Annotated in this window: 14 protein-coding genes and 1 pseudogene; 6 read left to right on the plus strand and 9 right to left on the minus strand. The window is 43.9% G+C overall.

The window, feature by feature from the left end; genetic code table 11:
• Positions 1 to 281 precede the first annotated feature (281 nt).
• Together JGK07_RS30400 and JGK07_RS30405 are read right to left on the minus strand one after the other, a co-directional pair.
• Positions 282 to 1,775 carry a UDP-N-acetylmuramoyl-L-alanyl-D-glutamate--2,6-diaminopimelate ligase gene (locus tag JGK07_RS30400; protein ID WP_293186676.1) on the minus strand — a complete coding sequence of 498 codons (1,494 nt, stop codon included), beginning with the start codon at positions 1,773 to 1,775 and terminating at the stop codon, positions 282 to 284.
• Between the two features lie 155 nt (positions 1,776 to 1,930).
• The gene (locus JGK07_RS30405) at positions 1,931 to 2,236 is read right to left on the minus strand and encodes a glutaredoxin family protein (RefSeq protein ID WP_293186689.1); all 306 of its coding nucleotides are present in this window, start codon (positions 2,234 to 2,236) and stop codon (positions 1,931 to 1,933) included.
• A 236-nt stretch (positions 2,237 to 2,472) separates the two neighbouring features.
• Here JGK07_RS30405 and JGK07_RS30410 point away from each other — a divergent pair, with 236 nt between their 5' ends.
• The 5 genes from JGK07_RS30410 to JGK07_RS30430 all read left to right on the plus strand — a co-directional run bounded on the left by JGK07_RS30410 (position 2,473) and on the right by JGK07_RS30430 (position 8,192).
• The gene (locus JGK07_RS30410; RefSeq protein WP_293218837.1) at positions 2,473 to 3,525 is read left to right on the plus strand and encodes an acyltransferase; all 1,053 of its coding nucleotides are present in this window, start codon (positions 2,473 to 2,475) and stop codon (positions 3,523 to 3,525) included.
• Between the two features lie 341 nt (positions 3,526 to 3,866).
• On the plus strand, positions 3,867 to 5,141 hold the full coding sequence (locus JGK07_RS30415; protein WP_293208117.1) for an ATP-dependent DNA ligase: 1,275 nt from the start codon (positions 3,867 to 3,869) through the stop codon (positions 5,139 to 5,141).
• Positions 5,142 to 5,428: 287 nt separating this feature from the next.
• Positions 5,429 to 6,001: a Uma2 family endonuclease gene (locus tag JGK07_RS30420; protein ID WP_293226494.1), complete on the plus strand. Its 573-nt coding sequence runs from the start codon at positions 5,429 to 5,431 to the stop codon at positions 5,999 to 6,001.
• 167 nt (positions 6,002 to 6,168) lie between these two features.
• Positions 6,169 to 6,813, plus strand: a complete 645-nt coding sequence (locus tag JGK07_RS30425) for an SMI1/KNR4 family protein (RefSeq protein ID WP_293226496.1) — start codon at positions 6,169 to 6,171, stop codon at positions 6,811 to 6,813.
• A 137-nt stretch (positions 6,814 to 6,950) separates the two neighbouring features.
• Positions 6,951 to 8,192 (plus strand): exonuclease SbcCD subunit D, encoded by a 1,242-nt coding sequence (locus JGK07_RS30430; RefSeq protein WP_293186681.1) that lies wholly within the window; start codon positions 6,951 to 6,953, stop codon positions 8,190 to 8,192.
• Positions 8,193 to 8,202: 10 nt separating this feature from the next.
• Here JGK07_RS30430 and JGK07_RS30435 read toward each other — a convergent pair whose 3' ends face one another.
• The 6 genes from JGK07_RS30435 to JGK07_RS30460 all read right to left on the minus strand — a co-directional run bounded on the left by JGK07_RS30435 (position 8,203) and on the right by JGK07_RS30460 (position 11,943).
• Positions 8,203 to 8,622: a hypothetical protein gene (locus JGK07_RS30435; protein ID WP_293186682.1), complete on the minus strand. Its 420-nt coding sequence runs from the start codon at positions 8,620 to 8,622 to the stop codon at positions 8,203 to 8,205.
• A gap of 36 nt (positions 8,623 to 8,658) precedes the next feature.
• Positions 8,659 to 9,666, minus strand: coding sequence for a methionyl-tRNA formyltransferase (gene fmt, locus JGK07_RS30440; protein ID WP_293186683.1), 1,008 nt, complete (start codon positions 9,664 to 9,666; stop codon positions 8,659 to 8,661).
• Between the two features lie 118 nt (positions 9,667 to 9,784).
• Positions 9,785 to 10,867: an RNA-directed DNA polymerase gene (locus JGK07_RS30445; protein WP_293186684.1), complete on the minus strand. Its 1,083-nt coding sequence runs from the start codon at positions 10,865 to 10,867 to the stop codon at positions 9,785 to 9,787.
• Between the two features lie 122 nt (positions 10,868 to 10,989).
• Positions 10,990 to 11,337 (minus strand): diversity-generating retroelement protein Avd, encoded by a 348-nt coding sequence (avd, locus tag JGK07_RS30450; protein ID WP_293186685.1) that lies wholly within the window; start codon positions 11,335 to 11,337, stop codon positions 10,990 to 10,992.
• 57 nt (positions 11,338 to 11,394) lie between these two features.
• Entirely contained in the window at positions 11,395 to 11,679 is a 285-nt protein-coding gene (locus tag JGK07_RS30455) for a DUF2442 domain-containing protein (protein WP_293186686.1), read from the minus strand.
• A 3-nt stretch (positions 11,680 to 11,682) separates the two neighbouring features.
• Positions 11,683 to 11,943: a DUF4160 domain-containing protein gene (locus JGK07_RS30460; protein ID WP_293186687.1), complete on the minus strand. Its 261-nt coding sequence runs from the start codon at positions 11,941 to 11,943 to the stop codon at positions 11,683 to 11,685.
• Between the two features lie 224 nt (positions 11,944 to 12,167).
• Here JGK07_RS30460 and JGK07_RS30465 point away from each other — a divergent pair, with 224 nt between their 5' ends.
• Entirely contained in the window at positions 12,168 to 12,560 is a 393-nt protein-coding gene (locus tag JGK07_RS30465) for a hypothetical protein (protein WP_293186688.1), read from the plus strand.
• 100 nt (positions 12,561 to 12,660) lie between these two features.
• On the opposite strand, the pseudogene JGK07_RS30470 reads toward JGK07_RS30465, so the two are convergent.
• Positions 12,661 to 12,787 (minus strand): annotated as a pseudogene (locus JGK07_RS30470) (IS110 family transposase); the annotation flags it as partial.

Consider the following 12,787-nt stretch of genomic DNA (forward strand, 5'->3'; position numbering starts at 1 on the left):
ATAATTGCCATTCAATCAGAAGCGAGATCCCCAATGGCTCCTACACAAGTAGTTACTTTTGTCAAATTTCTTGTTAAGAAAGATGTTTATAAAGCATAGGATCGAAGGGGGACTTTGATCGGAATCTTGTCCCCCCCTTAGTAGGGGCGGTGGATGGTGCGGGCCCGCCCTCGGCTAGGGTGATCGGATTCTATGCAACCTCATAAAAAATTGCTATAAGCCATTAATAGTTAACCAAATTGGGTTAACTATTAACACTAAGTGTAATTGGGTTAGTCGAATCAGTTCATTCGGACTGTCAAGGCATCTCGTGCTTGTTCTCGATCGTCAAAATGGACTTTTTCGGTGCCCAAAATCTGATAATCTTCGTGTCCTTTGCCTGCAATCAGCACGCCATCTCCGGGTTTAGCGTCCATAATAGCAGTGCGAATGGCTGCGGCGCGATCGCACATCACGACGGGTTTTACGTCAGCGGGAATGCCTGCGAGCACATCTTCCAAAATGCGATCGGGATTTTCGGTGCGCGGATTGTCGGAGGTAACAACGGCTATATCGGCCAACTCTGCCACGATTTTACCCATGATCGGGCGTTTCGTGCGATCGCGATCGCCACCGCAACCAAACACACAAATCATTTGACCGGGAATAAACGGCCGCGAAGCCTTCAACAAGTTCTCCAAACTATCTGGAGTGTGCGCGTAATCGACAATTACACTAATATCTTGATCGGAACTAATTTGCACCCGTTCCATCCGTCCCGGCACTCCCGAAAACAAAGCTAATTTCTCCACAATTGCGGACAAATCTAAACCCAATTCTAAAACCGCACCGACAGCAGCCAGCATATTGGATAAATTGAACTGACCGACTAAAGGCAAAACAAAAGCAGTTTCGCCCTTGGGAGTGTGCAGCATTCCCTTAACTCCATTGGGCTGATACTGCAAATCAAAAGCATACAAATCAGCAGTTTTGTCCGTAGTGCTGTAACTCCATACTTGCTCGGATTTGAGGCTTTCAACAATCCGCCGTCCGTAGGAGTCGTCAATATTAATTACAGCGCGATTTTTGAGATAATTTTGACTAAACAAAAGCGATTTTGCCTCAAAATAATCCTCCATATCGCGGTGATAATCGAGATGATCTTGAGTCAAGTTGGTAAACACAGCAACTTCAAAAGTACAGCCCAAGACTCGCTGCTGTGCTAAAGCATGGGAACTGACTTCCATCACCCCGTGTTTGCATCCAGCGGTGACAGCTTCTGCTAGCTGTTTTTGCAAGTCGATCGCAAAAGGTGTAGTGTAAAGAGCAGTTTGTTGGAAACCAGGCCAGCGAGTGTAAAGCGTGCCGAAAATTGCTGTCGGCAACTGCATTTGATTGAGCAAAAATTCGATTAAATGAGTTGTTGTAGTTTTGCCGTTAGTCCCAGTAACGCCTACAAGTTTTAATTTGCTAGCAGGATTGCCGTAAAATGTGGTGGCTATTTGACCGCAAATTTGAGCCATGTCGGTTGCCACAATCACGCAGGTATCCCCGTCTTGGGGGGGTGTTTTCTCGGCGGCTTGAGTGGAAATTATGGCCGCAATTGCACCGCTGGCGATCGCGCTTTGCCAAAAATCTCCGCCATCTACCCGCGTCCCCGGCATTCCCAAAAACAAATCCCCCGCCTGACAAGCATGGGAATTAGTAGATAAACCCTTGACTTCGGCATCGAGAGCTCGATGTTGGGTGTCAAAGGAAATGCCGGGAAGTGTTGCTAATAATTCTCTCAATTTCATCTGAAAAACTCCTCACTTGGATGTTTTGAATATGACTTGCGCCAGAAATTGTTCGATCCGCTATCTACAAGCCTTTTCGGTGTAAAATCGGCACTCTCCGGGCCAAGAGTGCGGACTCGGCACCCAAAGGGCTTGATTTTTTGCGTTAAATCATATTATTCTGATTGATCGATTTGCAAATATTTCTGTAACATTTGCTCCAATTGTTGAACTGTACAGCGGGGAGAAGGACGAGGTAATTGTTCTTCTGGGGAAAATGCAGCGTCGCCACCAGAATTTTTGCGTTGGGACTCCACTTTAAACAAAACTGGCACTTCGTACTGGTAAGCTTGAAACCAGTCATCACGTTCGGTAATGTCTCGTACTTCCAATTGAAACTTGAGGCTTTCAATCTGTTCGAGTTTTTCTTGCAACCCTTCGCACAAGTGGCATCCGGGTTTGCTGTACAAAATCAATCGCATCATCAGAGTACAATTAGACTTGATATTAAATTCTCGAAAGTGTGAAAAGTGCGATCCTCTTCGAGGGCTTCGCTAACGGAAGTTGGCGAACCAGACTTCGCAAAAAGCAAGCCCCGGCATGATTGACCTCAACGCACGATCGAGGCTATCTTAGCATTGGTGGCGAACCGATTACTACAATTTGCCATCTCAATGCAAATGCCAGCCGATCGAACCCTACACTTTTTCTGTAAAAAATGCAAATTACGCCGGAAATATCTTGCCGAATTAAATTATTGCGTCTGCCTCTCATCATTGGGATTGTTACTATTCACTCGTCCATCAATTCTGTGGGATATGCTGACAAATTTTTCCAGACGTTGATTGCGGGGACTTGGGGCGGTTCTTGCGTGGCTTTTCTGTTCATGCTTTCAGGCTTCCTGTTTTTCAGGAATTTTAATTTATCGCTGAATTCTTACAAGGAAAAGCTCCAATCTCGGTTTTGGACTCTCCTGGTTCCCTATTTGTTTTGGAACTTGGCTTTATTGACACTGGTGTTAATTGTGATCAACGTACCGGCAACGAGTGGAATTATCCAAGGGCATTACAAAAAATATATTGGAGACTACAGTTTTGCCAACTTTATAGATTGTTTAACTGGATATAAAAGCCTTTATCCGATCGCATTTCATTTCTGGTACGTCCGGGATTTGATGGCGATGGTGATTCTATCTCCGGTATTTTTGCTGATCGCTAGAAAGATACCTTATCTAGGTATAGCTTTGTTTGCCGCGCCTTGGTTGCTGGATTTTCAAATTGGTTTTAGCATCCAGTGGTTGGGGCCGTTGTTCTTTTATTTGGGATGTCTGATTGCTGTTCAAAAATTGGATCTAACTTGGCTCGACCGACGAAAAAGTGCGATTATCGGTATATACTTAGGCATGGCTCTTGTGCTGACAATTACGCAAACAGCCGACATTAAAACTTTCCAGCACCAGTTAGAATGCTGCACGAGAGTAATGGGTACGGCGGCGATTTGGTGCGCTTCAGATTTGGTGTCGGGAAAGCTAGAAAAAGCCTGTTTTAATTTTTCTGGTTTGGCATTTTTTGTTTATGCTATTCACGAACCGACGGTAACAGTTTTTAAGGAAGTTTTTAACAAGTTGTCAAAGCCTTCCAATTCGATAACTGTCATTGTATACTATTTATTGACAATCATTCTGGCAACTTTGATAACGCTGGCGGTGGGGAGTTTTTTACAAAGGTATACGCCTAAGTTCTTTCAAACGATCACAGGTGCAAGGGGATAATCAGTTGACAGTTGACAGTTGACAGTTGATAGTTGACAGTTGATAGTTGATAGTTGATAGTTGACAGCGACCTCTCCCTTGTGGGGAGAAATGATATCAAATCCGGTACCATCGGAATTATTCAGATCTCTATTCTCTCCCTCTGTGTCCTCTGTGTTCTCTGCGGTTAAATCATTCCCATGCAACCGGAAACAATATGAATAGTCTGATTTTAATTTCTCCCTACAAGGGTTCCGGCTTTCAACCAATTCTTTCTGGTAAATGCTGGTTTGGGTTTTCCTTGACTAATGAATCAAGCTTCAGTATAGTATTACAAGTAGCCCAACAAAAAAGGAGGCTGTATGGAGTGGATGGAATACGCAGAAGCTAAGCGAAAATCAGCCAAAAAAATTAGCGCCGATATTCGAGAACGCTGGAACAATCGCATTGTCACGCGGGGATTGCACTTAATGGGTGAAGCGGGGGCGGTGCAGTATTTAGCTGATTACGGGCGCGGCATTGGCACGGGAAAAGTTATTAGTTTTGCACTGTGTGCGGAGTCGGAAGGATACCCGGAAATGGCGATCGGCTTTTGGAAAAGAGCGTTTGAATTGGAAACGGGAGAAAAGCCGACTAAAAACACTCCAAATAAGTCTACCACCAATGCTGCTCCTGCTGCAAAATCAAAGGTTGCGGCCAAAGTTGAGACTGTCAATAATCCGATTGTCCCCGAATTACCTCCGCACTTGCAGCCGGGAAGGATTGTGACGATGCAGCCGGTTGACGCGCCCAGCGAACGTTCTTATTACATCGAAAATCCCGACTATTGGGGACAGCCAAAACGCGACGGCAATCGAGTGGTGGTCGTGGCGACGCCAGATAAAGTATACTACCAATCGCGATCGACAAACCTGCGACAACAAGCGTCAATTGCGATCGATCGCGCTTTAATCGACACAGCAGCTAAAATTGGCATCTTTGTCTTAGACGGCGAACTGTATTACAAAAGCTATACGGGCAGCGAACATCGCACGGGCGCCCAAGCTGCTACAGTTAATATTGAAAGCGGTTTTCCGACAACCCAGCCAACGGCAGTTTATGCCATTTTTAAAGCTTTGTTTTCCCACGGTAAAGACTTGACTGGGTTGGCGGAATCCGAACGAATAGCCGCCGGAGTTGCAGTTGGCGAAATCTTGGCAAGTTTATCTACGGAATTTGAAATTGTACCGACATCTCGCACCGCAGGCGAAAAACTTTTACTGGCGCAGCAGCAGGAAGCTGAAAACAGAGAAGGTGAAGTTTGGGTTTTGCATAACTGCTTCTATGTCGGCGGCAAAGATGTTAAAAAATCTCCGATGGTGAGGACTAAATACTGTCAGGAATATGACTTATTTATTGTCGGGTTGACTCGGACAAAAGTAGCGGGGCGGCCGTTTAGTGCGATCGAAGTTGCACAAGAAATCAATGGCAAGTTAGTACCGATCGGAACAGTGGGAACGGGCTTTAGCAGCGGGGAAATGCTAGAAATTGCCCGACTGTACGAGGCGAACCCTCGCGGAGTCAAAATCAAAGTGCGATCGCAAGGATTGACGGAAAGCGGCAAACTGTGGCACGCCCGATTCCTGGAAATTTGTTAAAATAGCACGGCGGTTGAAACCGCGTCTATACAAACGATGTCTGCCTCCGCAGACTCAAGAAAATAACATAATTTTGCCGTCCGGTATTCAGCCATGTCCTAGCCGGATCTATGAATTTCAACGGGTGCATCTGGTTTTAGCAAATATGTTTGTAGGGGCGAAGCATGACCGCAATCAATATGGGATGATAACTAATAACTTATATGCGGTCATGCTTCGCCCTCTTCAAAAGTGAAATGCACCCATTTCAACAAATATTATCGCACAAAATCAGCCGGGATAAATCAATGGTAATCAGCAAAAACAATTTCTACATTTCACCAGAAGAATACCTAGAAGGCGAACGAGTAAGTCCGATCAAACACGAATACAGACGCGGACACGTTTATGCAATGACTGGTGCAAAAAAGCCCCATATCGTTATTTCTAGCAACTTAATCATGCTGCTAGGGACGCATCTTCAGAATTCGCCCTGCTTAGTTCTCACATCAGATATAAAAGTCCGATTGGAAGAGGCAAATTGCTATTACTACCCCGATATAGCGGTAACTTGCGACGAAAGAGAGATAAATTCCACTGAGGATTTTATCCTGTATCCGTCTTTAATTATAGAAGTGTTGTCGCCGTCAACAGCAACCTTTGACAGGGGCGATAAATTTGCCGATTACCAAACTACATCGAGTTTGCAAGAATACGTACTCATCACTCAATCGGAAATCCAAGTTGAATGTTTTCGACTCAATGGTGAGGGAAATTGGGTTTCTCAGATTTACCGACAAGGAGATGAGTTAGAATTAACAAGTATAAATTTTCGCTGCCCGATCGCCCAAATTTATCAAAAAGTCCCAGGTATTATATGATGAAAGATACAACCAGGTTCGTAATGAGGACTTTAGTCCTTCTCCAGAATCCAAAGAAGGACTGAAGTCCTCACTACAAACCTAAATTAAGTCCTCACTTTGAAAAGTATAGATTTTCGCCGATCGCCCAAATTTATCAAAAAGTTCCAGGTATTATATGATCGAAGATGAAAGAATTTTTTCAGCCACGAAATCCTTTGGTTCGTACCTTCTCACAAACATTGAGACGCTGCTGTCCCGAGGCGCTTAACTTGTTAAATTCCGGTGCCATCGAAACAGAAATCGACTTATTTAAAAAACGTTACCAACAATCGCTACCCGAAACATTTTATGATTTTTATCGCTGGTATAACGGTTCGGCTTACGAGAGTTCAGAAAATCAGTGGCTGTTGCCTTTTGAACACGGCAGGAGTATTTTATCTTTGGCATCAATTGCCAATGAGAAAAAATTTTGGGACGCCCAGAGTCAAGTTAATTTTCAAGAATGGCAGCCCGGAGAATATTGGAACAAAGCATGGATTCCGTTTATGAAAGTAGATAATTTGTGGCTGCGGGTTGTGGATACACAGGGCTGTTTCGGCGGGATTCCGGGACAAATTATCAGTTTCGAGTGCAAAGGCGAACCTTTCAGAAGTATTGAATGCGATTCCTTTGATAAGTGGCTGGAAACTGCGATCGCCAAAATTGAGTTAGAATATTTGTTTGCAGAGTTTCACGAAATCGGCTTTGAGGAAGAAAAGGCAGTATTTGCGATCGAGAAACGCATCAATCCCCACCGGCGGAGCGTCGAATTAGTGCCTAGAAACACATAAAATACCTGGTAAATAGAGGATTAAAGTCCTCACTACAAACCAGGTTCGTAGTGAGGACTTTAGTCCTTTCTCAGAAATAAAAGAAGGACTGAAGTCCTCACTACAAACGTAAATTACAACTCACAAACTAAAAAACAATGATTAAAATCTTACACCTTTCAGACATTCATATGGGCAGCGGCTTTTCCCACGGCCGCGTCAATCCAGAAACCGGGTTAAATACGCGCCTGGAAGACTTCGCGGCGACGCTAAGTAAATGTATGGATAGAGCAATTTCTGAACCCGTAGATTTAGTCATATTCGGCGGGGATGCTTTCCCGGATTCAACGCCGCCACCGTTTGTTAAAGAGGCTTTTGCGAGCCAATTCAGCCGCTTGGTAGAGGCGCAAATTCCGACGGTTTTGCTAGTAGGAAATCACGACCAACATTCGCAAGGACAAGGCGGCGCGAGTTTGGGAATTTACCGGACTTTGGGAATACCTAAGTTTATTGTAGGCGATCGCCTGGAAACTCACCTCATACACACCCGCAGCGGGCCTGTACAGGTGGTGACGCTGCCTTGGTTGACGCGATCGACCTTAATGACGCGATCGGAGACTGAAAGCCTTTCTGTGAGCGATGTTAACCAATTATTAACCGAAAAACTGACGATCGCCATGGAAGGCGAAATCCGCCGCCTCGATCCAAATATCCCCACCGTACTATTAGCGCACTTAATGGCAGATAAAGCAAGCCTGGGTGCAGAGCGTTTTTTAGCAGTCGGTAAAGGATTCAACATACCCGTTGCCATGCTAACACGCCCTTGTTTCGACTACGTTGCCCTCGGTCACGTCCACAAACACCAAAATCTCAACGCCAACAACAATCCGCCCGTAATTTATCCCGGAAGCATCGAACGAGTTGACTTTAGCGAAGAGAAAGAAGACAAAGGCTTTGTGTTGATTAATTTGGAACGCGGGAAAGCTGAGTGGGAATTTTGCACTTTGCCGGTGCGGGTGTTTCAGACGATTAAGGTGAACGTATCTGAATCGGAGAGTCCGCAAGCCGACTTGGTGAAAGCCATTGGGAAGAAGGAAATCCAAGATGCTGTCGTAAGATTAATCTACCAATTGCGATCGGAACAATTAGACTTAATTGATAACGCCGAATTGCACGCACTTCTCGGCGCAGCGCACAGCTACACAATTCAACCAGAATTAGTTAGTCAGTTAGCAAGACCGCGGTTGCCGGAATTAAATGCTAATAATAGTATAGAACCTTTAGATGCTTTAAAAACTTATTTAGCAAGTCGCGAAGATTTGAAAGATATTACTGAGAGTATGCTAGATGCCGCGCGGGATTTACTGGGAGTTGAAGAAGAAGTTTTAGTCGAATTTTAGGTATTGTCTGTCACGTTATATGCGGATCTCTACATAAAAATATTACGTGGCAGTTGGTAGGTGCTAATAGAGGATCGTCTTCCACATAGTCTAGGTGAAAATGTTCACCTTTTTGACTATCTTCATGGAAATAGCTTAGTAATGACATACCCAGCTTATGAAAAGCAGATTTAGAACCTTCAAAGACCAGATTTTTATTGTTTAGGGAAATTTTGATTAAATCTAATCTTTCTGGATTTTTTATCTGAGACAACTTCATGGAAATAGCTTCCAGGTTTTCAGGATAAAACTCTGAGTTTATTTTTTCCGCAGGAAGCTTCAAATCTTCACTGATGCTTTCGCAAAGTTCTCCCAGTTCGATAATACCTCGTGGTGAATCAGATATTTCTATTTCTGGTCTGTCCCAGTTGCCATCACATAAAATATACACAGTTTGCCTCCAGATCAAGTAATCTGTTGTTGTAATTCACGAATCAGCATTCCCAAAAACCTCACCCGCAGCCAACCGAGTACCATTGGCAAAATCCACGCCAGACTGAACTTTTTTACCAGCCAACTGCACCTCCCGCAATAATAGCAAACCATCGCCAGTTTGGACGATCGCCCCCAAGCCCTTCACAACCTTCACAACCTCCCCATTTGCGCCCGACAACTGATCCAAAACAGGCCATTCCCGTTCCAAAACCCTCAACTCCGGCGGTAATTGCAGCCAATATTCCGGCCCCACCGGCACAGTTGCGATTACTTTCAGGGAATTACCGCGAAAAGTCGTAGTGCAATCCGGGAAAAAACCCCTAACTTGATTGTGAAGCGCGATCGCACTTTTCGACCAATCCAGCACAAAATCAGCCGCCTTAATCATCGGCGCATAAGTCGCCTCATCATCATGCTGAACAACCGGTTCAACTTCCCCATCCCTCAATTTTATCAAAGTTTCCACCAATAAATCCGCCCCAAGTTCCGCCAACCTGTCGCCCAAAGAATCAGCATTATCCAACAGCGTAATTCCCGCAAAAGCCTTCAAAAGCATCGCCCCAGTATCCATACCAGCATCCATCAGCATAGTAGTAATTCCAGTAGCCTTTTCCCCATTAAAAAGACACCGCTGAATCGGCGCCGCCCCGCGATACTTCGGCAAAATTGAACCGTGAACATTAACGCAAGCCAAACTAGGAATATCCAGAATTTCTTGAGAAAGAATCTGGCCGTAAGCCACCACCACAAACACATCAGCCTCTGCTTCCCGCAACTTAGCAATAGTTTCCGCATCCTTCTTAATTCGGCGCGGCTGCAAAACTGGGAGACTGTGATTTAAAGCCACATCTTTTACAGGTGAAGGCATCAATTTATTCCCCCTTCCCCGGCGCTTATCCGGCTGAGTCACCACACCCACAACCTCAAATTCTGGATGACTCAGCAAACTGGATAAAGTAGGAACAGCAAAGTCAGGAGTGCCAAAAAAAACAATTTTCATCGATTTTTAGTTAAGTACAACAGCCCGAAAAAAACCATAATATCTTATAGAGGTAGATTTAGCCAGCATATCTATATAAAAGCAGTTTATAGTGGCAAAACCAGCCTTATAATGTACTTCAATGACTAAATTTTAGCGTATTCGCACCCCTCACAAACACCAGGGAAGCAAATATTTCTTTTCGCAGTTCCCAAGTGTCGCCATACTTCAAATGTGCAGCCCAACTTTGCAGCGACTCGGTGATTTTTAACAAATCAATTTTGCCCTCATAATATTCTACCTGCATTTGTCGCAGTCGTCGCTTTCCTCGCCGCAAGTTTTCTGTCCTGACTCGAATTCTGTCAGGTAAAATGCGGAAGCCCAGAAAATTTGCGCCTTCTTTTGTCTCAAACAACTGGCTTTTAATCGGATGAATCTTTAACCTCAAATTGACTAAATATTCCTCAACACCAAGCCTTGCATCCGCTAAAAATTCTCGGTCATCTGAGAACAAGGCAAAATCATCTACATAACGGACATATTTTTTAACTTTTAGCTGTTCTTTGATATAATGATCGAATCCATTTAAGTAAACATTAGCGTAAAATTGGCTGCTTAAATTACCAATCGGTAAACCCCGCCGCCGATTCACCGGGGTTAGTAAATCGTCTCCACCAAAATACTCGATAACGGGTTCCTGTGCATTGCTATTGTTGATGATTTGATCCACCAGCCAAAGCGTGTCGGGACATTTTAATTTCCGGCGTACCAAGGCTTTTAAAATCTCGTGGTCGATGCTAGGAAAATATTTCTTAATATCGCATTGTAAAACATAACGGCTAGAACGGGCAAACTCTGTGAAGCGACGCAAAGCCCGGTGAGTGCCAAAACCTACTCGATTGGCGTAGGAATCGTCAATAAAAGTGCGATCGAACAGCGGTACAATAATATTGCAAAAGGCATGATGCACAACTCTGTCTCGGTAGGGTGCAGCAGAAATCATCCGTCGCTTGGGCTCGACAATTTCAAAGGTTCGATATCCGCCAGGAGTGTAGGTTTTGTTAACTAATTCAGCTTGCAGTTTCAGGAGTTCAGCTTCTAAGTTGTAGTTGAAAGCTAAAACATTATGGCGAAAACGCTTGCCTTTTTGCGCCTTTTGTGATGCGACTAAGAAGTTTTCAAAACTGATGATTTCAGACCACAGATTATCGTATCGTTTCATATCTTTTCATAGAAATGACTTACCCACGACTGGACAGAAACCCGGTTTTTTACGAAAATTATTCGCTGTAGTCCGCAGATTAGGCAAAAAACCCGGTTTCTTTGGTCTTAGCGCCTAAGTCCTCATGAAGATGACCGCTTTTTTTGCTGTTTAATCCACCCACCCAACTCGCTGCCAATGTCGTTGACTAATTTTACCACATATTCGTAACGCTCTATAGACATCAAATCAAATTCTCGAAGTAGTCGGGTTTGATGACGTAAAATATCTATTTTTCCGTTTAAAATTTCCAATCGTGCTAACTTTTCTTGGGCGTAACGAGCTACAATGAGTCCTTCTAAAATGTCATAGAGACCCCCAATCATTCTATCGCCCAATGTAAATTTGTGAGTGCGAGGCAGTCGATTTAAAATTGGAACATACCATTTGATTAAATCATAGGTTTTTTGAATAATTGGCAATTCATTCATGGTATCATTTTAATCAGCCGTGGTTGTGGCAGGAAAATTGTTATTTATCGAGAAAATCTAAAATCGACTAACAGATTCTTTTTCATAGGTAGCGATTGGCTGATTTGTAATAATTGAATAGAGAACATCTGGGTCTAAATCTGCTCCATTTTCCCAATAAACTGTTCCCAAATCGGGATTTATTTTGACTTGAACAAAGTAACTCAGGTCTTGTAGGGGGGAAAATATTCCCGTGAATTCGATCAGTTCACTGATATCAACAACTCCCTCCATACAGTCTTCAAACTTGAGATGTAGTTGATAGAATTCTAACGGTTTAACCGAGATAATATCTTTAAGCATTTTTTACTCCAACGGTGTGATAGGCTCTAAAGGAGATTGAACTCTAGCTAGTTGCCAGTTTTGCATTAGTTCTGTCTGATGAATAGCCGCCCATTCTATAACTAGACCTAAGATGCGGGGGGAAAGTTTACCTTCTAAAATCGAAAGAGTTGCGATATCAATGATAGCTTTTTGTTGATTGTAGCGGACGTGAAAATGTGGAGGCGGGTGGTCTTTGTAGTACATGGTGATGATGATACCTAAAAAACGGCTGATTTCTGGCATTATCTCGCCTTCTCCATTATCGGTTGGAAAATTATTCCTGAACTCTTCTTATACAGCCAATAAATTCCAATGTGCTAGCCTATGAACTAGGGTATTATACTATGGCAAAATCTTAACTATTTCGCAGATCATTAGCCTGACACACGTTACAAGTTTGGTAATTCATTTATAGTTTTATCTAATAAATCGGGCAACTCTTCGGAATCCCTACCAAGCTACCCGATTTGGTTTTATTTTCGGATGAAGTCACCCCCATCACAGGAACAAGTCTGGACTCTTCTTGCACGCCCGACAAATTCCCATCTGCCAGTTCTGACCGTGAAGAGTGCTCACAGGGAAGACAGGGAGGAAGGGACAGCCAAAGCTACCGCTACACGAAAACCCCTGTTCCTGTTCGAGTTGCCCGCAGAGTTGTAGTTGCGGTTGGCAGCACGGCAATTGACCGCATTGTCGTTCCACGAACCTCCACGCTGCACTCGGAAGTGCTTGTCCCTTCTCCACCCCCTCACTTGCGCGAGAAAAATGGATACTTATTTAGCTTAGCATTCATCGGTATATTTCAAACAATAATAGTTGGTGGGGTGAGTGAGGGCGGGTTTATTGAGATTGTTTCCTAGTGGGAAATATCTCGGCGAACCCGCCCCTACCGAAATTATGTCTGTTTAACCTGACATCTTGCACCATTCGCAACAATGCTGTAGATACTGTCTTGATCTGTCAAGGGGTAGCAAGTAAATAATTGGGGTCGAAAGGCTTTTGGGACTTTAAAATCCCAAAAGCCAAATGCACCAACTTCCTCATAAGCGCACCAATTACCTGCATTTTGACCTTACCACGACCCAAT

Origin of the sequence: Microcoleus sp. PH2017_24_DOB_U_A, assembly GCF_020738205.1 — a bacterium.
Classification (GTDB): domain Bacteria; phylum Cyanobacteriota; class Cyanobacteriia; order Cyanobacteriales; family Microcoleaceae; genus Microcoleus.